19 protein-coding genes are annotated in these 22,642 nt (G+C 74.0%); 7 read left to right on the top strand and 12 right to left on the bottom strand.

Features of this window, described 5'->3' with window-relative positions; translation table 11 throughout:
- Positions 1-98: 98 nt before the first annotated feature.
- From OSR43_RS00320 to OSR43_RS00305, 4 genes are all read right to left on the bottom strand, one after another.
- Entirely contained in the window at positions 99-854 is a 756-nt protein-coding gene (locus OSR43_RS00320; RefSeq protein ID WP_302268921.1) for an ABC transporter permease, read from the bottom strand.
- Entirely contained in the window at positions 851-1,891 is a 1,041-nt protein-coding gene (locus OSR43_RS00315; protein WP_302268920.1) for an ATP-binding cassette domain-containing protein, read from the bottom strand. The genes OSR43_RS00320 and OSR43_RS00315 overlap by 4 nt, the downstream gene beginning before the upstream one ends.
- Before the next feature lie 138 nt (positions 1,892-2,029).
- Positions 2,030-2,938 carry a glycosyltransferase family 2 protein gene (locus OSR43_RS00310; protein ID WP_302268919.1) on the bottom strand — a complete coding sequence of 303 codons (909 nt, stop codon included), beginning with the start codon at positions 2,936-2,938 and terminating at the stop codon, positions 2,030-2,032.
- A complete protein-coding gene (locus OSR43_RS00305; protein WP_302268918.1) occupies positions 2,935-3,711 on the bottom strand; it encodes a CDP-alcohol phosphatidyltransferase family protein in 777 nt (258 codons plus the stop codon). Before OSR43_RS00305 ends, OSR43_RS00310 begins: the two co-directional genes overlap by 4 nt.
- A 188-nt stretch (positions 3,712-3,899) precedes the next feature.
- On the opposite strand from OSR43_RS00305, the gene OSR43_RS00300 reads away from it, so the two are divergent.
- Together OSR43_RS00300 and ppgK are read left to right on the top strand one after the other, a co-directional pair.
- Positions 3,900-5,771 carry an aminotransferase class I/II-fold pyridoxal phosphate-dependent enzyme gene (locus OSR43_RS00300; protein ID WP_302268916.1) on the top strand — a complete coding sequence of 624 codons (1,872 nt, stop codon included), beginning with the start codon at positions 3,900-3,902 and terminating at the stop codon, positions 5,769-5,771.
- Between the two features lie 53 nt (positions 5,772-5,824).
- A complete protein-coding gene (ppgK, locus tag OSR43_RS00295) occupies positions 5,825-6,598 on the top strand; it encodes a polyphosphate--glucose phosphotransferase (RefSeq protein ID WP_302268914.1) in 774 nt (257 codons plus the stop codon).
- Between the two features lie 19 nt (positions 6,599-6,617).
- Here ppgK and OSR43_RS00290 read toward each other — a convergent pair whose 3' ends face one another.
- Positions 6,618-7,958, bottom strand: coding sequence for an NAD-dependent malic enzyme (locus tag OSR43_RS00290; protein WP_302271752.1), 1,341 nt, complete (start codon positions 7,956-7,958; stop codon positions 6,618-6,620).
- 164 nt (positions 7,959-8,122) lie between these two features.
- Between OSR43_RS00290 and OSR43_RS00285 the strand changes: the two genes are divergently transcribed.
- On the top strand, positions 8,123-8,716 hold the full coding sequence (locus OSR43_RS00285) for a TetR/AcrR family transcriptional regulator (RefSeq protein WP_302268913.1): 594 nt from the start codon (positions 8,123-8,125) through the stop codon (positions 8,714-8,716).
- Positions 8,717-8,771: 55 nt separating this feature from the next.
- Positions 8,772-11,099, top strand: a complete 2,328-nt coding sequence (locus OSR43_RS00280; RefSeq protein ID WP_302268912.1) for an MMPL family transporter — start codon at positions 8,772-8,774, stop codon at positions 11,097-11,099.
- Between the two features lie 265 nt (positions 11,100-11,364).
- On the opposite strand, the gene OSR43_RS00275 is transcribed toward OSR43_RS00280, so the two are convergent.
- The 6 genes from OSR43_RS00275 to zwf all read right to left on the bottom strand — a co-directional run bounded on the left by OSR43_RS00275 (position 11,365) and on the right by zwf (position 17,217).
- Positions 11,365-11,850, bottom strand: a complete 486-nt coding sequence (locus tag OSR43_RS00275) for an SRPBCC family protein (RefSeq protein WP_302268910.1) — start codon at positions 11,848-11,850, stop codon at positions 11,365-11,367.
- Positions 11,850-12,344 carry a glutathione peroxidase gene (locus OSR43_RS00270; protein ID WP_302268908.1) on the bottom strand — a complete coding sequence of 165 codons (495 nt, stop codon included), beginning with the start codon at positions 12,342-12,344 and terminating at the stop codon, positions 11,850-11,852. The genes OSR43_RS00275 and OSR43_RS00270 overlap by 1 nt, the downstream gene beginning before the upstream one ends.
- A gap of 43 nt (positions 12,345-12,387) precedes the next feature.
- Positions 12,388-13,014: a hypothetical protein gene (locus OSR43_RS00265; protein ID WP_302268906.1), complete on the bottom strand. Its 627-nt coding sequence runs from the start codon at positions 13,012-13,014 to the stop codon at positions 12,388-12,390.
- 108 nt (positions 13,015-13,122) lie between these two features.
- The gene (gene eda / locus OSR43_RS00260; RefSeq protein WP_302268905.1) at positions 13,123-13,830 is read right to left on the bottom strand and encodes a bifunctional 4-hydroxy-2-oxoglutarate aldolase/2-dehydro-3-deoxy-phosphogluconate aldolase; all 708 of its coding nucleotides are present in this window, start codon (positions 13,828-13,830) and stop codon (positions 13,123-13,125) included.
- Positions 13,814-15,706, bottom strand: coding sequence for a phosphogluconate dehydratase (gene edd, locus OSR43_RS00255; RefSeq protein WP_367891534.1), 1,893 nt, complete (start codon positions 15,704-15,706; stop codon positions 13,814-13,816). Before edd ends, eda begins: the two co-directional genes overlap by 17 nt.
- A gap of 20 nt (positions 15,707-15,726) precedes the next feature.
- On the bottom strand, positions 15,727-17,217 hold the full coding sequence (zwf, locus tag OSR43_RS00250) for a glucose-6-phosphate dehydrogenase (protein ID WP_302268902.1): 1,491 nt from the start codon (positions 17,215-17,217) through the stop codon (positions 15,727-15,729).
- Between the two features lie 84 nt (positions 17,218-17,301).
- Between zwf and OSR43_RS00245 the strand changes: the two genes are divergently transcribed.
- Positions 17,302-18,483, top strand: a complete 1,182-nt coding sequence (locus OSR43_RS00245) for an ROK family transcriptional regulator (RefSeq protein ID WP_302268900.1) — start codon at positions 17,302-17,304, stop codon at positions 18,481-18,483.
- A gap of 104 nt (positions 18,484-18,587) precedes the next feature.
- On the opposite strand, the gene OSR43_RS00240 is transcribed toward OSR43_RS00245, so the two are convergent.
- Positions 18,588-18,971, bottom strand: coding sequence for a lipopolysaccharide assembly protein LapA domain-containing protein (locus tag OSR43_RS00240; RefSeq protein WP_302268899.1), 384 nt, complete (start codon positions 18,969-18,971; stop codon positions 18,588-18,590).
- A gap of 102 nt (positions 18,972-19,073) precedes the next feature.
- Between OSR43_RS00240 and OSR43_RS00235 the strand changes: the two genes are divergently transcribed.
- Positions 19,074-21,218, top strand: a complete 2,145-nt coding sequence (locus OSR43_RS00235; RefSeq protein ID WP_302268898.1) for a hypothetical protein — start codon at positions 19,074-19,076, stop codon at positions 21,216-21,218.
- Between the two features lie 397 nt (positions 21,219-21,615).
- The gene (locus OSR43_RS00230; protein WP_302268896.1) at positions 21,616-22,635 is read left to right on the top strand and encodes a hypothetical protein; all 1,020 of its coding nucleotides are present in this window, start codon (positions 21,616-21,618) and stop codon (positions 22,633-22,635) included.
- Positions 22,636-22,642 lie beyond the last annotated feature (7 nt).

The raw sequence follows: 22,642 nt of genomic DNA, 5'->3' as shown, positions 1-22,642 counted from the left end.
CCTGGCGGTGCGGGGTTTACACGACCATAGGGTCTGTAAACCTCGCTTGACAAGAGGTGCGCCGATGTAAACCCCGCGGGGAACGCGTGGCGGTGCGGTCAGGCGTTCTCGCGCCGGAACACCGCGGTGCCCCACCAGACGGCGAGGCCGAAGAGCAGCACCGTCCAGCCCACGCCCCAGCCCATCACCGAGGCGTCGAACTCACCGAAGAACGCCCCGCGCACCGCGTCGACGACGTGGCGGATCGGCATGAAGTCGGCCAGCGTGTCGAGCCAGGCGGCGCCGAAGCTCATCGGCAGCAGGATCCCCGAGAGCAGCAGCACCGGCATCATCACCAGGTTGATGACCGGCGCCATGACGTCCTCGCTCTTGACCGTCAGCGCGAACGCGTTCGACGCCGCGGCGCAGGCGCCGCCGAGCAGGATCGTGAGCACGATGCCCAGCAGGATGCCGCCGGGGTTCCACTCCATCCCCATGACGAGGCCGAGGGCGACGAGGATCAGCGCCTGGACCAGCAGCTGGAGGAGGTCGCGGGCCAGCCGGCCCATCAGCAGCGCCGACCGGCTCGCCGGCGTCACCCGCTCGGCCTCGATCACGCCCTCGCGCCACTCCCCGATCAGGCTGAAGCCGGCGAAGAACGCGCCGAAGATGCCGAGCTGGACGAGCATCCCGGGGACGAACCAGGTGTACTGGTTGACGCCCAGCTGGCCGATCACCGGCTCGAGCAGCGGCCCGAACAGCAGCAGGTAGAGCACCGGCTGCAGCATCCCGATGATCACCCAGGCCGGGTTGCGAAGGTTCATCCGCAGCTGACGGTTGAAGACGATCGACGTCTCGCGCAGGAAGGTGGTCATCGGGCGACTCCGGAGGTGCTGGCGACGGTCTGGGTCTCGTCGGGTACGTCGGCGGCCGGCTCGGTCGCCTCGGCCGTGGCCTCGGCGTCCCGCAGCGACCGGCCGGTCAGGGTGAGGAACACGTCGTCGAGGGTCGGCCGGGCCACCTCGATGGAGTCGAGGGTGACCCCGGAGGCCTCCAGGTCGCGCAGCAGCCCCGGCACGGCCCGGCCGGCGCGCGAGACCCGGCCGCGGACGTGGCGTCCGTCCACGACGACGTCCGGCGCCAGCGACGCCAGCTTGTCCCGGGCGACCGGCACCTGCTCGTCGGCGTTGACCTCCAGGTCCACCAGGTCGCCGGCCACCTGCGCCTTGAGGCTGTCGCTGGTGTCGCTGGCGACGATCCGGCCCCGGTCGATGATCACGATCCGGTCGGCCAGGGCGTCGGCCTCGTCGAGGTAGTGGGTGGTCAGGAAGACCGTCGCGCCCTGCTCGGTGCGCAGGCCCGCGATGTGCTCCCACAGGTTCGCCCGCGCCTGGGGGTCCAGGCCGGTGGTCGGCTCGTCGAGGAAGACCAGCGACGGGGAGTGGATGAGCCCCATGACGATGTCGAGCCGGCGCTTCTGCCCGCCCGACATGTTCTTGGGCATCCGGCGCCACAGCCCGTCGAGCTGCAGCCGGTCGAAGAGCTCCTGGCCCTTCGCGACCGCGTCCTTGCGCGACATCCCGTAGAGCATCCCGTGGTCGACGACCTCGTCCCCGGCGTAGGCCCCGGAGAAGGTCGAGCCGACCTGGCTGCAGTAGCCGATGCTGCGGCGCACCTGCACCGGCTGCGTCGCCACGTCGTACCCCGCGACCGTCGCGGTGCCGGCCGTCGGCCGCAGCAGCGTGGTCAGCATCCGCAGCGTGGTGGTCTTGCCGGCGCCGTTGGGGCCGAGGAAGCCCACCACCTCGCCCTCCGCGACGTCGAGGTCGACGCCGTCGACGGCCTGGACGGCCTTCCTCTCCTTCCCCCGACCGGTGTGGAAGGTCTGCACCAGTCCCCGTGCATGGATCATCCGCGCTCCTTCGTCCGTGGTGGGCACCGCCAGTGTCCGGCGCCCTCGCGCGCGCGTCGACCGCTTTCCGGCGCGGCCGCGCCCGCCGCCACGACGTCCGACCCGGCCCGGCGGGCGGACTCATCGGTGCGCGGGTGCTCAGATCCCGTGGCCCCGCTGGTGGGCGAGGTGGAGCAGGCGCTCGGCGCTGACCACGTGCATCGCGACGGCGGCCGCGAGGTAGGCGCGGGGCTCCAGCGGTGCGACCCGGACGGTGCGCAGCACCGCGCGCCGGGCCTCGGGACGGCCCAGGGCGGCCAGCGCGAACGCCCGCCGGCCGTAGAGCCGGCCCAGCGCCCGCGGGTCGCGGTGGAAGACGGCGTGCTTGCCCAGCGAGTAGTCGATCGCGTCGACGATCGTCTGCCACTGGTGGGAGAACTGCGAGCCTCCCCAGCGCACCCGCACGAGCGGCCGCGGGACGACCGCGACCGGGGAGACCGCCGCCGCGCGCAGCAGCCAGTCGAAGTCCTCGCCGTAGCTGCCGGGGATCTCCTCGTCGACCAGGCCGATCCGCGAGACGAGCGCCTCGCGGCGGACCAGCACGCTCGAGGGGTGGGCCGCCATCACGCGCCGGCGCGCGAGGTTCTCCAGGCGGAGCTCGTCGGCCGCCGGGACGCGGTCCACGCTGTGGCCGTCGTACTCCACGGTGATGCCGGTGACCGAGGTGTCGGCGCGCTGCGCCTCCAGGACGGCGAGCTGGGCGGCGAGCTTCTCCGGCAGCCACACGTCGTCGTCGTCGCAGAAGGCGACCAGGTCGGCCTCGCCGGCGAGGATCCCCGTGTTCCGGCCCCCCGCCAGCCCGGGGGTGCGGGTGTTGGTCAGCACGCGGACGCGCCGGCCGGGCCGCTCCTCGGCGACCGACGGGTCCGGCTCGCACTGGTCGAAGACCACGAAGCAGGTGATCTCGCAGTCCGCGTCCTGGTCCAGCACCCCGGCGATCGCCCGGCGCAGGAGCTCGGGGCGGTTGCGGGTGGCGATGACGACGTCGACGCTCGGGGACGGGCTCACGGGGTGGCTCCTTCGGGCAGCAGCGGGTCGAGCGCGGGGACGTCCGAGGGAGTCCGGGCGTCGAGGTGGCCGGCGATGCGCCAGATGCGGCGGGCGTTGAGGAGGTCGGCCAGGACGTAGAAGGCCAGCGCGGTGGCGATCGCGGCCGGCAGCGCGTCGGCCGGGAGCAGCAGGGGGGCCAGCCCGAGCGTCGCGATCTCGACCTCGACGGCCCACGGCACGGCCGAGACGCCGTGCCGGTCGCAGAACCCGGTCCACCCGCCCAGGAGCCCCCCGGACCGACGCCACCGGTGCGCCGCCCCGCCGGTGCCGAGGCCGGCCTCCGCCGCGAGGCGCTTGCGGTGGCCGAGCTCCCAGTTGTAGAGCCCCAGCGCGCCGAGCACGGCCAGCGGCCAGGCCGGGCCCATGCGACCGGTGTCGACGAGGTACCAGCCCAGCGCGGCGTACGCCGCGGTGACGCCGATGATGTCGGCGCCGAGGTCGGCGAACGCCCCGCGCGTGGAGCAGGTCCCCTGCAGCCGGGCGACCGTGCCGTCGAGGCAGTCGACGAAGAAGCGCAGCACGAAGAGCGCGCCCCCGGTCCGCAGCCGGCCGGTGGCCAGGCAGGCGGCCGCCGCGAGGCCGAGCGCCAGCGCAAGGGCGGTCAGCCGGTTCGGCGTGACGCCCCGCACCCGCGCCAGCCGTCGGGCCAGGGGCACCGCGACGGGGTCGACGGCGAAGAAGGTCCACAGCTCGGTGAGCTGTCGCCCGGGTTCGGGTCGGCTGGCAGCCATGCGTCCACCTCCGTGTGCGGGGTCGGTCGGCCGGGTGCCCAGCGAACCCCGCGAGGGGCGGCCGGGGGGTCACCAATTTCGGGGACTTCCCCCGCCGGCCCCGGGCCGGCGGGTCGCGCGCCCGTTCACTGGCGGCGAGGGCATCCCGGCACCCGCCGGAGCGACGGCCCGGAGGAAGCGAGGGGAACGTGCAGGCACTCATCCTGGCCGCGGGCGTCGGTCGACGACTGGGGCGGCTGACCAGGGACCGGACCAAGTGCATGGTCGAGGTGCACGGGCGGACGCTGCTGGAGCGGAGCCTCGACGCCCTGGTCGCCAACGGCGTCGAACGGGTCACGATCGTGGTGGGCCACCGCGGCCAAGGGGTCCGTGACGCCGTCGGCCACGAGTACCGCGGCGTCCCGGTGACCTACGTGGAGAACGCCGACCACGCGACGACCAACAACATCCACTCGCTCTACCTCGCCGCGGAGGAGCTGGCCAAGGACGACACCCTGCTGCTGGAGAGCGACCTGATCTTCGAGCCGCAGATCATCGAGCGGCTGCTCGCCCACCCCTCCCCCGACGTCGCGGCGGTCGCGGCGTACGAGCCCTGGATGGACGGCACGATGGTCACCCTCGGGCGCGACGGCGTGGTCGAGGCCTTCGTGCCCAAGCACCTGGTCGACGGCTCGGCGATGGGGCAGTACTTCAAGACGGTCAACATCTACAAGCTGTCGCGGGAGTTCATCAAGAACCGCTACCTGCCGTTCCTCGAGGCCTACGTCCGGTCCGTCGGCCCGAACGACTACTACGAGCAGGTGCTCCGGGTCATCGCCGGCCTCGACCACCACGGGCTCGTCGGCATGCCGCTCGAGGGCGAGGCGTGGTACGAGATCGACGACGTCCAGGACCACCAGATCGCCGAGACGCTGTTCGCCCCGGCCGAGGACCGCTACCACCACTACCTGCGTCGGCACGGCGGGTTCTGGCGGTTCCCCGGGCTGCTGGACTTCTGCTACCTGGTCAACCCCTACTTCCCCACCCCCGCCCTGCGCGAGGAGCTGGCCCGCTCCTTCCCCCGGCTCCTGGGCGAGTACCCCTCGAGCGCGACGGTGCAGAACCACCTGGCCGCCAAGATGTTCGGCGGCGAGCCGGAGTGCTTCCTCGTCGGGAACGGCGCGGCCGAGCTGATCGCGGCGCTCGGCGAGGTCGTCGGGGCCCGCACGGTCGGCGTGACCGTGCCGACCTTCGAGGAGTACGTCAAGCGCTTCCCGCACGCGCAGGTCGTCACGGTCCGCGGGCCGGGGGACGGCGCCGACGTCGGCACCGGGTCGTCGCTCGAGCACTACACGCACCTGCTGGACTGGGTCGACCTGCTGGTGCTGGTCAACCCCGACAACCCGACCGGCCGGTGCCTGCGCACCGAGGAGGTGCTCAGCCTGCTGGACCGGGCCGACGCGACCGGCAAGCGCGTGCTGCTCGACGAGTCGTTCGTCGACTTCGCCGACCCCGACCACTGCACCAGCCTGCTCACCCAGGAGGTGCTCGACGCCCACCCCTCGGCGGTCGTCATCAAGAGCATCAGCAAGAGCTACGGCGTCCCGGGCGCCCGGCTGGGCGTCCTGGCGACCCGGGACGCCGACCTGGTCGCCCGCGTGGCGCGACGGCTGCCGGTCTGGAACATCAACTCGGTCGGGGAGTACTTCCTCCAGGTCATCGGCCACCACCAGGCCGACTACGTCGACGCGTGCGGCCGGATCCGCGCCGAGCGCGACCACCTGGTCGAGCGGCTCTCCGCGCTCGACGGGCTGCGGGTGGTGCCCTCCCAGGCCAACTTCGTGCTGTGCGAGGTCACGACCGGCGCCTCGGGCGCCGACGTCGCCGCCCGCCTGCTCAACGAGCACTGCGTGCTGGTCAAGGACTGCACGGGCAAGCCGGGGTTCGAGGGGCTGGGACCGCACCTGCGCGTCGCGGTCCGCGACCGGGCCGACAACGAGGTGCTGGTGCACGCGCTGGAGTCGGTGCTGGCGCCCACGGTGGTGCTCGCACCCCCGGCGGTGCGCGCGGCCGCCGGCTGACCGTCGTACGCCGCGCCTCCGTCCCCCCGACCCGGGCGTGGTGGGATGGAGGGATGGCAGCGACGACGCTGGGTCCCAGCACCCCCTTCGGCATCGACTTCGGCGGCACCGGCATCAAGGGCGCGCCGGTCGACCTCGAGGTGGGCGACTTCGCCGCGGAACGTGCGCGCATCCGCACCCCGAAGCCGTCGACCCCCGAGGTCGTCGCCGGGGTCTTCCGCGACCTGCTCGCGCAGTTCCCCGGCAGCGACGGCCCCATCGGGGTCACGGTGCCCGGCATCGTTCGGCACGGCGTCGTGGGCTCGGCGGCGAACATCGACCCGGCCTGGGTCGGCACCGACGCCGACGCCCTGTTCACCGAGGCCACCGGGCGCGAGGTCCACGTCGTCAACGACGCGGACGCCGCCGGGCTGGCCGAGGTGCGGTACGGCGCGGCGCGCGGCCGCCGCGGGCTGGTCATCGTCACCACCCTCGGCACCGGCATCGGCTCGGCGCTGGTCCACGACGGCGTCCTCGTGCCCAACAGCGAGCTCGGCCACCTCGAGATCGACGGCCACGTCGCGGAGAAGCGGGCCGCCAACAGCGCCCGCGAGCGCGAGGACCTCTCGATGGCCGACTGGGCCGAGCGGCTGACGGCGTACTACCACCACCTCGAGCGGCTCTTCTCCCCCGACCTGTTCGTCGTGGGCGGCGGGATCAGCAAGCGGGCCGACGAGTTCCTGCCGCTGCTGGGTCTCGACACCGAGATCGTGCCGGCGACCCTGCGCAACAAGGCCGGCGTCGTCGGGGCGGCGCTCTACGCGGCCGGCTCGGCGGGCGGCGCCTGAGGCACCGCCCGCTCCGCGCTCAGGCGCCGCGGATGGCCGCCGCGACGGCCTTCGGGACGTCGGGGTGGAAGACCGTCGGGATGATGAAGGACGGGTTGAGCTCGTCGTCGTCCACGACGTGCGCGATCGCGTCGGCGGCCCGCAGCAGCATCTCCACGGTGATCTCCGAGGCGCGCGCGTCGAGCAGGCCCCGGAAGACGCCGGGGAAGGCGAGGACGTTGTTGATCTGGTTCGGGTAGTCCGAGCGGCCGCTCGCCACGACCGCGGCGTACTTGTCCGCCTCGGCCGGGTCGACCTCCGGGTCGGGGTTCGCCAGCGCGAAGACGACCGCGTCGTCTGCCATGTCCTTGATCCACTCGGGCTTGAGGATCCGCGGGGCGCTGACGCCGATGAAGACGTCCGCCCCGGTCAACACCGTGTGCAGGTCGCCGGTGACCCGCCGGGGGTTGGTGGCCTCGGCGAGCTGGCGGTGGGCGCCGGTGAGCGAGGTGTCGTCGGCGCTGAGGGCGCCGGCCCGGTCCACGACGACGACGTCGGTGACGCCGGCGGCGAGGAGGAGGGTCACGATCGCGGTGCCGGCGGCGCCGCCACCGGAGACGACGATCCGCACGGACGCCAGCGACTTGTGCACCACGCGCAGCGCGTTGGTCAGCGCCGCGAGGACCACGATCGCCGTGCCGTGCTGGTCGTCGTGGAAGACCGGGATGTCCAGGCTCGCGCGCAGCCGGCGCTCGATCTCGAAGCACCGCGGGGCGGCGATGTCCTCGAGGTTGATGCCGCCGAAGCCGGGCGCGATCATCTCGACCGCCCGGACGATCTCGTCGATGTCCTGGGTGTCCAGGCAGATCGGCCAGGCGTCGATGCCGGCGAAGCGCTTGAACAGCGCCGCCTTGCCCTCCATCACCGGGAGCGCCGCGCCGGGGCCGATGTTGCCCAGGCCCAGCACCGCGGACCCGTCGGTGACGACGGCGACGGTGTTGCCCTTGCTGGTCAGCCGCCACACGTCCTCGGGGTGCTCGGCGATCGCGGTGCTGACCCGCCCCACGCCGGGGGTGTAGGCCATGGAGAGGTCGTCGCGGTTGCGCAGCGGCACCTTGGAGGAGACCTCGATCTTCCCGCCGAGGTGCAGCAGGAAGGTGCGGTCGCTCGTCTTGTGCACGGTGACGCCGTCGAGCGCGTCGACCGCCTGCTCGAGCAGCTTGGCGTGGTCGGCGTCGCTGGCCGAGCAGGTGACGTCGACGACGAGCCGCTCGTGGCTGGACTCCGCGACGTCCATCGCGGTCACGATGCCGCCGGCCTGGCTGATCGTGGTGGCGACCGCTCCGACCACGCCGTGGTCGGGAGCGGTGTGCAGCCGCATGGTGATGGAGTACGACGAGGTGGTGGCGGCTGATCGGGAGGTCACCGACCCACTCTCCGCGCCCGCGCGGGTTACCGGCAAGTCAGGAGGGGCCCCGGCGGGCGGCACGTGACAGCCGTCACTAGTTTTGCACCGGCTTGGGCAAGAGTGCAAGACTGCACTCCATGACCGGAAGTGCAACCGAACTCTCGCGGCGCGACGCCAAGCGCCGCGACACCGAGGACCGCATCTCCGACTGCGCCCAGCGGCTCGTCGAGGAGCACGGGCTCGACGGGTTCACGATGGAGGACCTCGCCGCGTCGGCCGACGTCTCGCGCCGCACCCTGTTCAACTACTTCCCCAGCAAGCTCGACGCCGTGCTCGGCAACCCGCCGCGGATCCCCGACGAGGTCCGCGCGGAGTTCGCCCGCGGCGGGCCGCACGGCGTGCTCGTCGAGGACCTCGCGAGCCTGGGGCACGTCATCCTCGAGACCAAGGACATCGACCGCGACCAGGTCCGCCGGGTCCAGCACATCCTCACCACGACGCCGCGGCTGCTCATCGCGCTGCACGGACGGTTCGAGGACATCTGCACCGACATCGCCGGCCTCGTCGCCCAGCGCGAGGCCGACCTGGACCCCGTGCACGCACGGTTGCTGGTGCGCCTGCTGGTCACCGTGTTCGACAGCGTCATGGCCGCGTACGTCGCGGGCGACGACCGCCCCCTCGGCGAGGTCTTCGACGAGCACCTCGCCGCCGCCCGCCGCCTCCTCTCCTGAGGACCCTCGTCCCGCTCCACCCGCACCCGCACCCCGACAGCCCGAAGGAACCCCCATGGCCACGCTGCTCCACCGCCTCGGACTCACCGCCTACCGGCGGTGGCCGCTCGTCATCGCCACCTGGGTCGTGCTCTTCATCGCCCTGGGCGCCTCGGTGGCGGCGTTCTCCAAGCCGATGAGCGACTCGTTCTCGATCCCGGGCATCCCCTCGGAGAAGGCCTCGGACATGCAGGCCGAGCTCTTCCCGGGCGCTCCCGACCCGGCCGAGCAGGCGACCGTCAACGTGGTCGTGGCGGCGCCGGAGGGCGAGCAGCTCTCCGACCCGGAGTGGACCCGGGCCACCAAGGCGCTGATCGGTGACCTCTCCGGCCTGCCGCAGATGCCCGAGACGCCGCTGGTCGACCCGGTCACCGCGGCCGAGCAGCAGCGCGAGCAGCTCGTCGGCGCCGCGGAGGAGGCCGGGACCGACCCGGAGGTCGCGGAGGCCAACGCCGCCGCGCTGTCCCCGCTGTCCGAGGACGGCCGGGTCGGCACCATCACCTGGGACTTCGACGTCGAGGCGGTCGCGGACGTCGAGCCGACGACCATCGAGGACCTCGAGGACGTCCTGGCCGAGGCCCGCGACAGCGGCCTCACCGTCGAGGCCAACGGCTCCGGCAGCGCCGGGATGCCGGAGATCGGCGGCACCTCGGAGCTGATCGGCATCGCAGTCGCGCTGGTGGTCCTCGTCCTCACCTTCGGCTCGCTCGTCGCGGCCGGCCTGCCCATCCTCACCGCGGCCGTCGGGGTCGGCTTCGGCGTCACCGGCATCAGCCTGATGACCGCCTTCACCGACATCGGCTCGACGACGCCGATGCTCGCCACGATGATCGGCCTCGCCGTCGGCATCGACTACTGCCTGTTCATCCTGGCCCGCTTCCGGGCCGAGCTGGACCACACCTCCGACCGGCAGGACGCGGCCGGCCTCGCCGTCGGCACCGCCGGCTCCGCGGTGGTCTTCGCCGGTCTCACCGTGCTCATCGCGCTCGCCGCGCTCTCCGTCGTGCGGATCCCGTTCCTGACCTCGATGGGCATCGCGGCCGCCGGCACCGTCCTCGTCGCCGTGCTGGTCGCGCTCACCCTGCTGCCCGCCCTGCTCGGCCTGCTCGGCTCCAAGGTCTTCGCCGGCCGGGTACGCCGCTACCGCCCGGCCCGCGACCACGACGGCCGCGTCCTCAACAACGGCGTCCGCTGGGCGCGCCTGGTGGGCAAGCAGCCCCTCGCCGTCGTCGCGCTCGTCGTCGTCGCGCTGGGTGCGCTGGCCATTCCGATGAAGGACCTGCACCTCGCCTTCCCGACCGACAGCACCGCCTCGGTCGACTCCACCCAGCGCAAGGCCTCCGACCTGGTCGCCGACGCGTTCGGCCCGGGCCGCGACGCCCCGCTGCTGCTCGTCGTCGACGGCCGTGACGTCCCCGCCGACGACCGCCCGGCGGCGTACGGCGAGGTCGTGGAGTGGGCCGCGGGCCAGGACGACGTCCTCAACGCCCAGGTCGTGGGCCAGAACGAGGCCGGCACCGGCGCCCAGGTGCTCGTCACCCCGCGCACCGGCCCCGAGGACACCGCCACCGAGGACCTGCTCACCGCGCTCCGCGACGGCCAGGCAGACCTCGAGCAGGCGACCGGCACCGAGCTCGGCGTCACCGGCACCACGGCGATCTTCACCGACGTCTCCGAGCGGCTCAGCGACGCGCTGCCGATCTACCTGCTGGTCGTGATCGGCCTGGCGTTCATCCTGCTGATGATCGTCTTCCGCTCGATCCTGGTGCCGCTGACGGCGACCCTGGGCTTCCTTCTCTCGGTGCTGGCCACGCTCGGCATCACCGTGGCGGTCTTCCAGGAGGGGACCTTCGGGATCGTCGAGGGCCAGCCGATCGTCAGCTTCATGCCGATCTTCCTCATCGGCCTGGTCTTCGGCCTGGCCATGGACTACCAGGTGTTCCTGGTGACCCGGATGCGCGAGGCGCACGTGCACGGCATGGGCACCCGCGACGCCGTCGTCGACGGCTTCCGCAACAGCGCCCGCGTCGTGGCGGCCGCGGCGGTCATCATGATCTCGGTCTTCGCCGCGTTCATCCTGATCGACGAGCCGATCATCAAGTCGATGGGCTTCGCGCTCGCCGTCGCCGTCCTCCTCGACGCCTTCGTCGTCCGGATGGCGCTCGTCCCGGCCCTGCTCTACCTGATGGGCGAGAAGGCCTGGTGGCTCCCGGCCTGGCTGGACAAGCTGCTGCCGAACGTCGACGTCGAGGGCGAGAAGCTCGAGCGCGGCCGCGGCGGCGAGCTCGTGCCCGGCGAGGCCGGTGCCGCCGGCGCCAGTGAGGGCGAGCGGCAGCCGGTCTGAGACCGGCGGGCTGGCGCCCGCTCGTCGGAATCCCCGAGGCCCCGGGGATTCCGGCACTTCTCAGGGGTTGCGTCCCCTGAAATGTGCCGGTTTCCCCTGAGAGGTCGGGCCCCGGACGGGCGCCGCGCCACCGGGGGGTACGTCGGGGTAGTCCGGCACGCCTGCGCCCTCGACGGGCGCGGGAAGGGCCCTCCGGTGGCGGACTACCCCGCCGGGCGGACCAGGGCGGGAGCAGAGGCGGACCAGGGTGGGCGACCAGCCGAGGTCAGGCCTCGGCCACCCCGAGGTGCGCGAGCAGGTTCCGCGAGAACCGCTCCCCCATCTGCCCCATGACGCCGCGCATCGCGGCGGTGACGGCCGGCGAGGACAGCCGCGGGAGCGGGAGCTCCAGGGTGATGTCGAGGCTGGTGGCCAGGTGCGTGCCGCCGCCCTCGGCCTCCGGCACCTCGGTGAGGACGTACCACCCCTCGACGCCGGCCCGCTCCGAGGAGCCGGCGGGCGGGTCGTGGGAGAAGTCGATCCGTTCCAGCTCCCGGTAGGACATCCGCTCGGTGAACGTCGGCGCCACCTGCACGCCGAGGACGTCGAGGCCGCTCATGTGCCACGTCCAGTGCTCGCCGTCGGCGTCGATCCGCTTGAGCAGCGGGGTCAGCCGCGCGACCAGCGCGGGGTCGGTGAGCACGTCCCAGATCGCCTGGCGCGGGGCCCGCACGACCGCCTCGGCCGTCGTCCCCGACGTGAAGCGGGCCATCAGCCCGCGACCCCGGCGGCGAGCGCCCGCTCGACGTCGTCGGCGATCCGCTCGGGCTTGGTGGTCGGGGCGTACCGCTCGACGACGCGGCCGTCGCGCCCGACGAGGAACTTGGTGAAGTTCCACTTGATCCGGTTGCCCAGCACCCCACCCTTCTCCGAGCGCAGGTAGTCGAAGACCGGGTGCGCGCCGGACCCGTTGACCTCGACCTTGGAGAACAGCGGGAAGCTGACGCCGAAGCTGCGCTCGCAGAAGCCGGAGATCTCCTCGTCCGAGCCCGGCTCCTGGCCGCCGAACTGGTCGCACGGGAAGCCGAGGACCGCGAACCCGCGGTCGGCGAAGCGGTCGTGGAGCGCCTGCAGGCCCTGGTACTGCGGGGTGAACCCGCACTGCGAGGCGGTGTTGACCACCAGCACCACCCGGCCGGCGTACGCCGCGAGGTCGACGTTGCTGCCGTCGATGCCGCGGGCGCTGAAGTCGTGCAGCGTCGTCATGCCGGGAAGCATGGCAGGGCCGTGGTGGGTCCCCGGCGGTCGATCAGACCAGCCGCCCGGTGACCCGCGCCGGCTGCTGGTGCCCCACCTGGTTGACGTGCCCGTCGAGGAGCACCTGCACCCGCAGGTCGCCGAGGTCCAGCACGAGCTCGCCGTCACCGATCTCGAGGACGTCGCCGCACACGACGTGCTGGTCCCCGACCGGCTCGAGGCGTGCGCCCGGCGGGCAGCGCTCGACGTCGCCGGTCGCCACCAGCCGCAGCTGCGGGCGGTGCCGGCCGCGGAAGCGCCAGAGCAGGAGGAGCATCAGGGCCAGCGCCGCGTCGGCGACGAGCGCGAGGACCAGCCCGAGGCGCCCACGGACCTCGCCCTCGACGCGGCGGGCGGACGGGTCGTCGGGGAGCACCCGGACGGCGACCTGGCCGGTCCGGACGGCCTGCTCGTAGACGTCGGGATCGACGTCCGCGGTGCCCGGGAAGTCCTCCACGACGTACTGCAGGAGGTGCGCGTCGCCGCGTTCGCGGTGCGCCTCGACGGTGGCGACCCGGACGACGCCGTCGGCGGCGAGCCGCCGGTCGAGCCAGAGCCCGTGGACGACCGGGAGGTTGACCAGCGCCGCGACCAGCACCACCGCCAGGGTGGGGGTCCAGCGACGTCGGGGGGCGGCCACCGGGTCAGTATCCCGAGTGGACGCCCCCGCCCTCCCCCCACGGTCGAGCGGGGACGCCGCCCGGGGGCGGCGCTGGCCGCCCGCGGGCGACGGTCACAGTAGGGGTCCTCAGGCGCGGGGGTCCATCGTCCGTTCCGCTGGTCCTGACCGGCTGGACAGGGTGGCCCGGGCCAGGTCGGTGACCCGCTCCCAGTCACCGGCGGCGAGCGCGTCCTTGGGCGTGAGCCAGGAGCCGCCGACGCAGCCGACGTTCGGCAGGGCGAGGTACGACGCGGCGTTGGCCGGTGTGATCCCGCCGGTCGGGCAGAACCGGGCGGCCGGCACCGGCGAGGCGAGCGAGGAGAGGAAGGTCGTGCCCCCCGAGGCCTCGGCCGGGAACAGCTTCATCTCGGTGAGGCCGGCCTCGAGCACGGCCAGGACCTCCGAGACCGTCGCGGTGCCCGGCAGGAACGGCAGGCCGGTCCCGAGCATGGCGTCGAGCAGGCCGGGCGTCGTCCCGGGCGAGACGAGGAACCGGGCGCCGGCGTCGAGCGCCTGCTCGGCCTGGTCCGGCGCGACGATGGTCCCGGCCCCGACGAGGACCTCGGGGACCTCGGCGGCGATCGCGCGGATCGCGTCGAGCGCGACCGGCGTGCGCAGGGTGAGCTCGACGACGGGCACCCCGCCCGCGGCGAGCGCCCGTGCGACCGGCACCGCCTGGGCCAGGTCGTCGACGACCACGACGGGGATCACCGGGACCAGGTCGAGCAGGGAGCCGGCCAGGGCGTCGGGCAGGGCGTCGGGCGCGACCGGCGGGACGTCAGACGGGCTGGGCATCGGGGACCTCGCTGGTGAGGGGACGGGGCTCGGCCGGCGCGTCGTACGCCGGGAAGACGCTGGCGCCGGCGTCGGCCGGGCCGACCGTGGCGCGGAACGCCGCGAACAGCTCGCGGCCGGTGCCGGCCCACTCCTCGCCCTCGGGCGCACGGCCCGTGGGCTCGCGGGAGGCCAGGTCCGCGCCGTCGTGGGTGCGCACCGTCAGCACGCCGCGCTCGGCGTCGACGGTGACCAGGTCGCCGTCGCGCACCCGGCTCAGCGGTCCGCCGAGGGCGGCCTCGGGCGTGACGTGGATGGCGGCGGGGACCTTGCCCGAGGCACCCGACATCCGCCCGTCGGTGACCACGGCGACCCGCTGGCCGCGGTCCTGGAGGACGCCGAGCGCGGGGGTCAGCTTGTGCAGCTCGGGCATGCCGTTGGCGGCGGGGCCCTGGTAGCGGACCACCGCGACCAGGTCGCGACCGTCGAGGAGGCCGTCGTCGAAGGCCCGGAGCAGGTCGGACTGGTCGTCGAAGACCATGGCCGGCGCGGTCACGACGCGGTGCTCGGGCTTGACCGCGGAGGTCTTCACGACGGCGGTGCCCAGCGGGCCGTGCAGCACCTCGAGGCCGCCGGTGGCCTGGAACGGGTCGTCCGCGGGGCGCAGCACGTCGAGGTCCAGGCTGGCCTTGGGACCCTCCTCCCAGGTCAGGTCGCCGGTCTCGGCGGTCCCGCGCAGCACGGGCTCGGTCGTGTAGTGGCGCAGCCCGCGGCCGGCGATCGTCCACACGTCCTCGTGCAGCATCCCGGCGCGCAGCAGCGTGTGGACGAGGAACGCGATGCCGCCGGCGGCGTGGAAGTGGTTCACGTCCGCGGCACCGTTGGGGTAGACCCGGGCCAAGAGCGGCACCACGGCCGAGAGGTCGGCCAGGTCGTCCCAGGTCAGGGTGATGCCGGCAGCGCGGGCGATGGCGACCAGGTGGAGCGTGTGGTTGGTGGACCCGCCGCTGGCCAGCAGCGCGACGCACGCGTTGACGACCGCCTTCTCGTCGACGATCTTCGCGATCGGCGTGGGCTCGCCGCCCTGGCGGGTGATCTGCACCGAGCGCGCCGCGGCGGCGCGGGTGAGCGCCTCGCGCAGCGGGGTGCCGGGGTTGACGAAGGAGGAGCCCGGCAGGTGCAGCCCGAGCACCTCCATGATCAGCTGGTTGGAGTTGGCGGTGCCGTAGAACGTGCACGTCCCGGCCGAGTGGTACGACGCGGCCTCGGCCTCGAGCAGCTCCTCGCGGCCGACCTTGCCCTCGGCGTACAGCTGGCGCACGCGGGCCTTCTCGCCGTTGGGCAGGCCCGAGGCCATCGGGCCGGCGGGCACGAAGACGGTCGGCAGGTGGCCGAAGGAGAGCGCGCCGATCAGCAGCCCGGGCACGATCTTGTCGCAGACGCCGAGCATCAGCGCGCTGTCGAACATGTCGTGGGAGAGCGCGATCGCGGTCGACATCGCGATGACGTCGCGGCTGTAGAGGGAGAGCTGCATGCCGTCGCGGCCCTGGGTGATCCCGTCGCACATCGCCGGCACGCCACCGGCGACCTGGGCGACGCCACCGGCGCGGACCACGGCCTTCTTCAGCACCGGCGGGTAGGTGCCGAACGGCTGGTGGGCCGAGAGCATGTCGTTGTAGCTGGTCACGATCGCGACGTTCGGCTTGACCCGCCCGCGCAGCGCGGCCTTGCCGTCGGGCTCGGCCGCGGCGAAGCCGTGCGCGAGGTTGGCGCAGGCCAGGCGGTGCCGGGCGGGCGCCCGGTCGGTGGCCTGCTCGACCCGGCGCAGGTACGCCGCGCGGCCGGCGGCGCTGCGCTCGGTGACGCGCGCGGTCACCGCCGCGACGACGGGGTGGATCGGCTGCTGTGGGGAGGTGCTCACTGGTCGGTCTCCTGCCAGGTGCGGCCGTCACGCCCGATCAGGTCGGCGGCGGCGGTCGGTCCGGTCGAGCCGGCGGGGTAGGTCTCGGGGCGCTCGCCGGACTCGGCGGAGCGCTGCGCCCAACGGGCGAGGACGGGCTCGACCCACGACCAGGCCGCCTCCACCTCGTCGCGGCGCATGAACAGCGTGGGGTTGCCGCGGACGACGTCCATCAGCAGCCGCTCGTAGGCGTCGGGCGAGCGCTGGTCGAACGCGGTCGCGTAGGAGAGGTCCAGGGACACCGGGCGCAGCCGGATGCCGCCGGGGCCCGGCTCCTTCGCGGTCAGGTGCAGCTTCATGCCCTCGTCGGGCTGGACGAGGATGTGCAGCCGGTTCGGGGCCGTCGTGCCCTCGCTGTGCGGGAACATCGCGTGCGGCGGCTCCTTGAAGACCACGACGATCTCCGAGGCGCGCTGGTCCATCCGCTTGCCGGTGCGCAGGTAGAACGGCACGCCGGCCCAGCGCCAGTTCTGCACCTCGGCCTTGAGCGCCACGAAGGTCTCGGTCCGCGAGTCGGCGTGGCCGACCTCCTCGGCGTACCCCTCGTAGGCGCCGCGCACGGTGTCGCGGTCCACGTCGAGCGGGGTCAGCGGCTTGAGCGCCTGGAGGACCTTGAGCTTCTCGTCGCGGACGGTCTCGCGGCCGACGTACGTCGGGGGCTCCATGGCGACCAGGCACAGCAGCTGCAGGAGGTGGTTCTGCACCATGTCCCGCAGCGCGCCGGCGTTGTCGTAGTAGGGGCCGCGCTTGCCGACGCCGACGGTCTCGGCGACGGTGATCTGGACGTGGTCGACCCAGCGGCTGTTCCACAGCGGCTCGAGGAAGGCGTTGGCGAAGCGCGTGACCAGGAGGTTCTGGACGCTCTCCTTGCCCAGGTAGTGGTCGATGCGGAAGACCTGGTGCTCGGCGAAGACCCGGCCGACCGCGTCGTTGACCGCGCGGGCCGAGGCGAGGTCGTGGCCGATCGGCTTCTCCATGACCACGCGGGAGCGCTCGTCGACGAGGCCGAGCTCGTCGAGCCGCTCGCAGGTGGGCCCGAAGAGGCCCGGCGCGACGGCGAGGTAGTAGACGCGGACGGTCTCGTCGGCGCCCGGGCGGTCCTTGAGCAGGCCGTGCAGCTCGTGCCAGCCCTCGGGCGTGTGCGCGTCCAGGTCGAGGTGGTGCAGGCGGCCGAGCAGCCGGTCGACCGCGACCGGGTCGAGCTCGTCGGCCGGGACGTGGGTGGCCAGCGCCTCGCGGACCATCGTCCGGTAGCCCTCGGAGTCGATCGGGCTGCGGGAGACGCCGACGATGCGGTGACCGGGGAGCAACTGGCCCTCGCGGTCGCGGTGGTACAGCGCGGGGAGCAGCTTGCGGAGGGCCAGGTCGCCCGTGCCGCCGAAGACGGTGAAGTCGCAGTGCTCCGGGAGCGCCGCGAGGGAGGTCGGGCTGTCCGGGGTCGAGTGCATGACTCCACGGTCTCAGGACTTTTGGATCGATACAAGCGGACTTCCGACTTTTCACGGACAAAGTTGCCGTGCTTTGATCCGACAATGAGCACCACACCGGTCGAGACGACCGCCGGCGGTCTGCTGTCCCTCGTCCGGGCCGGCGAGGCGTCCACCCGGGCCGACCTCGGCCGCCTCACCGGCCTCTCCCGCACGGCCGTCTCCCAGCGCGTCACCGCGCTGGTCGCCGCCGGCCTCGTGACCGAGGGCACCGGGCTGGCCTCGACGGGCGGGCGACCCGCCGGCTCGCTGTCCTTCAACGTCGACGCGGCCGTGGTCGTGGGCGCCGCGGTCGGGCGGTCGCGGACCCAGGTCGGTGTGTTCGACCTCGACGGCCGCGAGATCGTCGGGGACACCCGCGACCACGAGGTCGGCAGCGGGCCCGACGAGGTGATGGTCGACGTCGCCGAGCGGCTGCGGACCCTGCTCGACGGGATCGAGCCGCCCGTGCTCGGGATCGGGCTGAGCCTGCCCGGCACGGTGGACCCCGAGCGACGGGTCAGCGTCGACGCCCCGGTCATGAAGGGCTGGGACGGCGTGCCGCTCGCGCCGTACCTCCACGACGCGTGCGCGGCGCCCCTCCACCTCACCAACGACACCTCGGCGCTCACCCGGTCCGAGCTGTTCGGGCCCGCGCCCCTGGGCAGCGACGTCCTGGTGGTCAAGGCCTCGACCGGCCTGGGCCTGGGCGTCATCGCCGACGGCCGGCTGGTCAACGGCTCGCGCGGGGTCACCGGCGAGCTCGGCCACACCCGGGTCGAGGGCGCCGACGAGCTGCTGTGCCGCTGCGGGGCGCACGGCTGCCTCGAGACCGTCGCTGCCGGCTGGGCCATGGTCAACCGGCTGGTCGAGGGCGGCACCGAGGCCCGCCACGTCCGGGACCTCGTCGCGCTGGCGCTCGACGGCGACCCCGTCGCCCGCAGCATGCTGCGCGAGAGCGGCCGCCGCGTCGGCGAGGTGCTCGCGGTGGCGGTCAACCTCCTGCACCCGCAGACCGTCGTGGTCGGCGGCGACATGGGCTCGGCCTTCGACCTCTACACCGCCGGCATGCGCGAGAGCGTCTACGCCCGCGCCGCCGGCTCGGTCACCCGCGACCTGCGCTTCGCGCCCGCCGCCCACGGCGACTCCGCCGGCCTGGTCGGCTGCGCCGCGCTGGTCATCGACCACGAGCTCTCCCCCGCCGCCGTCGACGCCCGGCTGCGGGCCTCGCGCACGGCTCAGCCCTGACCGCAGCCCTGACTGACCCAGCACCTGACCGCCTCGTGATGCCGAGCGCGCGCCGGAGCGCGCGCTGGGCATCACGAGGCCCCTCGGTCGGGGCGGGACCCGGGTCAGCGGCGGCTGCGCTTGGTCTCGCGGCGCACCCGGCGGCGCACCTGCCACAGGCGCAGCGTGCCGGCGAGGGCGGTGAGCAGCAGGCCGGCGGCCACGGCGATGAGCAGGGCCACCGCGAGCGGGGTCTCGCCCTCGAAGCCGAGGAAGCGGACCAGGACCCGCTCGGTGTTCTGGGCGATGAAGACGACGAGCAGCACCAGCACGACGCCGAACGCCACGAGCGCGGCCCAGATCCCGCTGGTCAGGGAGCCGCGCAGCGGGTCGCCGCCGCCCGACGCGGGGCGTGCGGGCTGGGCCGCGGGCGTGGTCGCGGCGTGCTCGTCGGATGCGGCCGGCGGCGTCGCGGGACTGGTCGCCGGGTCCTCGGGCGTGTGGGTCATGGGGGTCCGGTACCCACCCCGTCCGCGTGCCCCCCGAGCGGGCCGGGACCGCCTCGCGGAGGGATGGCGCGGCACGGGCGGGGCGCCCGGCACACTGGACCGGTGATCACCCGGCGGCGGCTGCGCACGCTCGCGGCGCTGGCCCTGCTGGTCGGCGCGCTGCTGGCCGTGCTGCCCGCCGTCGACGACGCCGCGGCCGGTCGCACCCACGGCGCACCGGTGCTGCTCGTCGGGCCGGAGGTGGTGGTGGGGCCGCTCGCGCGGGACGTGGACGCGCTGCCGGGGTCGCCCTTCGACGCCGAGCCCGAGGACGACCGGGCCACGGCCGAGGCGGCGCTGGCCGCCGGCGACGTGGTCGCCGTGCTGGTGCTCGACCTGCGCCGCACCGAGGACACCCTGCTGCTCCCCCGGTTGCGCACCGACGACCTCGACGCAGCGCTGGTCCGCGAGGCGCGGGCCGCCGAGGAGCGCCGGGGACGGACCCTCGCCGTCGAGCGCGTCGGGCCCGTCCGGAACGCGCCGGCGTACGACGCGCTCGGCCTGGCCGCCGTGGCGGCGGCGTTCGTGCTGGTGCTGGTCGTCTCGCTGGTGTGGGGACCGTTCGCCCGCACCCTGCCCCGCGGGCTCCTGCGCCTGGCCGCGCTGGGTGCGCTCGCCGCGGTCGTCCTCGGCACCGCGCCGCTGCTCCCCGGGGTGCCCGGCGCGGCGGCCCCGGAGGTCGGCGCCGCGCTCGCGCTCGGCGTCCTCGCCGCCGGCTGCCTCACCCTGGCGCTCGAGGCGCTGGCCGGCCTCGCCGGCCTGCTGCTGGCCGCGGCCCTGCTGCTGGTCGTGCCGCTCCCGCTGCTCGTCGCCGAGGACCCGCTCCTGCTGGCGGACCCCTGGCCCGGGGTCACCCGGTGGACCCCGGCCGGCGCGGTCGCCGAGGCCGTGCGGGACAGCGCGGCGGGCGGTGGTGCGCAGCGCGAGCTGCTGCTCCTCGCCGTCGTGGCGGCCGTCGGGCTGCTCGTGCTTGCCCTGACCCGGTTCGACGGGGTGCGCACCAGCCCCGCGGTCCCGGCACGCGCCGATCGACCGGCCGACGACGTGCCCACGACGGGGCGCTGGCGCCTACAGCTGCTCGCGGTGCTGGCCCTGCTCGCGGGCGGCGTCGTGCTGACGCTGGCCCTGCTGCCCGGGCCCGACGACGCCGAGGCCTACCCGAGCCTGGCCTCGGCCACCACGTGCGAGCCGACCGGGCCGGTGCGCACGGTGGCCGACCTCAACCGGGTCACCGAGCTGCGCGGGTCGCCGCAGTTCCAGGGCGGCGACGTCGGGGCCGAGGCGGCGCTGCAGGACGGCCGGCGGGTGTGGGTCTTCGGCGACACGCTGCGCGCCGGGGACGGGGGGCGGTCCTTCGTCCGCAACTCGATGCTGGTCGTCGAGCCGGGCTGCCTGCAGGTCGTGGTCCCGGCCGGAGGCGGCGCGGTGATCCCCGACCGCGACGGCCAGGTGGGCTACTGGCCGATGTCGGTCGTGGTCAGCGGGCGGCCGGGCTACGACCTGGTCACGGTCACCGCCCAGCGGGTGCGGTCCACCGACCGCACCGACGCGTTCGGGTTCGAGAACCTCGGCCCAGCCGTCGCGCTGTACGTCGTGCCGCGCGGCGAGACCCCGCAGCTGGTCTCCCGCGTCGACGTCGGCGAGGACTCCGCCGACCCGGCGCGGCCGATGTGGGGGGCGGCGACCGCGCTGGCCGACGGCTGGCTCCACCTCTACGGCACTGCCCGCCCCGAGGCCGATGCACCGACGGGGTTCTCGCTCCGCGTCGCGCGCGTCCGGCCCGACGACGTGCTGGAGACCGACCGGTGGCGCTACTGGGACGGCAGCGCCTGGGTGGCCGACCCCGGCGCGGCGGCCGAGCTGGTCCCGGCCGAGGGCGGCACGTCGCAGACGCTGAGCGTCTTCGAGCGCGGCGGCCGGTGGTACGCCTTCAGCAAGCGCGACGAGTTCCTCGGCTCCGACCTCGTCTTCTGGACCGCGCCGGCGCCGACCGGACCGTTCACCGCCCAGCCGCCGGTGGCCGACCTGCCCTCCGACAGCGCCGGCGGCGAGCTGCGGTACATGCCGCTGGCCCACCCCGACCTGCTGCCCGAGGCGGGGTCGGTGCTGGTGTCGTACAGCCGCAACAGCACCGACGTCGGGCGGGTGCTTGACGACCCGCTGCTCTACCGGCCGCGGTTCCTCCGGGTGCCCCTGCCGCGCGGCTGAGCGGTCATCGGGAGGCGGCTCGCGCCCACTGCCGCCGCCGGCCGTGTCCAGGCTCACCCCGGTGCATACCCCCCCGAAGGGATGGGATCGGCCGGACAAGGTATACAGTCGCGCGGTCGCTTCGTCATCCCCGATTTCGGTGAACTCGATGATGGTGCGCGGTAGTGCCCGGAACGGCCCGCTGGGGGGCGTCGCCGTCTGGCCGCCGCGCCTCGGGACCGCGGGGGTGCGGCGGCTGACCACCTGACCTGACCACGAGCCCCCGACCAGGAGGGCCGCCTCCCGCGGCCCGTGAAGCACCGGCCCACGTCCGGGCCACCGTGCACGTCCGTCGTCCGCCTGCTCCGCAGCCGGACGCTGGCTCCTGCCCTCGAGGGCCCTTGATCTTCGAGGAACCATGAACAAGAGACTCACCGCCGTCGCCGGCCTGCTCGCCCTCGGCCTGACCGGGCTGGCGCCCAGCACGGGCGCCCAGGCAGCCCCGACGACCGGCTCGGCCGCCACCTCCGACAGTGCGCGTCCGCTCACATCCGCCCCCGACTCCCGCACCGTCTCCCGCACCAAGTCCGGGAAGCCGTGGCTCTCCGGTGTCTTCGCCCACAGCACGGAGGAGGCGCGGGCCTTCGAGCGCATGCGCGGCGCCCGCCTCGACCTCGTCTCCGTCCACCCGGTGCGCGACTCGTTCGCCTCGATGATGGACACCTGGTGGCTCGACCAGACCGCGGGGATCCGCGCCGCAGGCGCCCGCCTCGAGGTGAGCGTGCCCACGTGGCCGCACGACTCGAGCGTCAACACCTCCTCCAAGCGCCAGTGGCGCGCCTTCGGGCGCCTGCTCGTCGACCGGGGCGAGCGCGACGCCATCATCGTCATCGGCAAGGAGTTCAACCTCGCCAACGGCTGGCACGTCACCCGGGCCAACCAGGCGGCGTGGCGCACGCGCTTCCGCGAGGCGGCCAGCGCCCTGCGCAGCGTCCCGGGCGAGCGCTTCCGCATCGCCTGGACGCCCAACGAGGGCGCGGGCCAGACCGGCGTGGCCCCGACCGCCGCGTGGCCGGGCAAGAAGTACGTCGACATCGTCGCGCCGGACTACTACGACCAGTGGGACGCGATCCGCAACGCCAAGCAGGCCACGTCCCGCTTCAACCGCCAGTACGGCATCGAGTGGTGGTTCAAGTGGGCCCGCAAGCGCGGCGTCGACGTCGGCGTGAGCGAGTGGGGCGTCTCGTCCGGCAGCCAGTGGGCCGGCCACACCGGCGGGGACAACCCGTTCTACATCCGTGCGATGCACTCCCTGTTCAAGCGCTACAGCAAGCACATGGCCTACGAGTCGTACTTCGAGGAGCCGGCGGGCTACGTCGCCTCCAGCCTCGTGCGCCAGAACCCGCGAGCCCGGTCGGCCTACCGCTCCCTGTGGTGATCGCACC

The organism is Nocardioides sp. Arc9.136, assembly GCF_030506255.1.
GTDB lineage: Bacteria > Actinomycetota > Actinomycetes > Propionibacteriales > Nocardioidaceae > Nocardioides.
This window is presented reverse-complemented; position numbering and strand designations above follow the sequence as displayed.

Coding starts and splice junctions, on each gene's coding strand:
- OSR43_RS00320 (WP_302268921.1), bottom strand. CDS start 854: ATGACCACCTTCCTGCGCGAGACGTCGATCGTCTTCAACCGTCAGCTG.
- OSR43_RS00230 (WP_302268896.1), top strand. CDS start 21,616: ATGAACAAGAGACTCACCGCCGTCGCCGGCCTGCTCGCCCTCGGCCTG.
- zwf (WP_302268902.1), bottom strand. CDS start 17,217: ATGCACTCGACCCCGGACAGCCCGACCTCCCTCGCGGCGCTCCCGGAG.
- OSR43_RS00305 (WP_302268918.1), bottom strand. CDS start 3,711: ATGGCTGCCAGCCGACCCGAACCCGGGCGACAGCTCACCGAGCTGTGG.
- OSR43_RS00275 (WP_302268910.1), bottom strand. CDS start 11,850: ATGGCCCGCTTCACGTCGGGGACGACGGCCGAGGCGGTCGTGCGGGCC.
- eda (WP_302268905.1), bottom strand. CDS start 13,830: ATGCCCAGCCCGTCTGACGTCCCGCCGGTCGCGCCCGACGCCCTGCCC.
- OSR43_RS00290 (WP_302271752.1), bottom strand. CDS start 7,958: ATGCGGCTGCACACCGCTCCCGACCACGGCGTGGTCGGAGCGGTCGCC.
- ppgK (WP_302268914.1), top strand. CDS start 5,825: ATGGCAGCGACGACGCTGGGTCCCAGCACCCCCTTCGGCATCGACTTC.
- OSR43_RS00315 (WP_302268920.1), bottom strand. CDS start 1,891: ATGATCCATGCACGGGGACTGGTGCAGACCTTCCACACCGGTCGGGGG.
- OSR43_RS00270 (WP_302268908.1), bottom strand. CDS start 12,344: ATGACGACGCTGCACGACTTCAGCGCCCGCGGCATCGACGGCAGCAAC.
- OSR43_RS00280 (WP_302268912.1), top strand. CDS start 8,772: ATGGCCACGCTGCTCCACCGCCTCGGACTCACCGCCTACCGGCGGTGG.
- OSR43_RS00245 (WP_302268900.1), top strand. CDS start 17,302: ATGAGCACCACACCGGTCGAGACGACCGCCGGCGGTCTGCTGTCCCTC.
- OSR43_RS00240 (WP_302268899.1), bottom strand. CDS start 18,971: ATGACCCACACGCCCGAGGACCCGGCGACCAGTCCCGCGACGCCGCCG.
- OSR43_RS00285 (WP_302268913.1), top strand. CDS start 8,123: ATGACCGGAAGTGCAACCGAACTCTCGCGGCGCGACGCCAAGCGCCGC.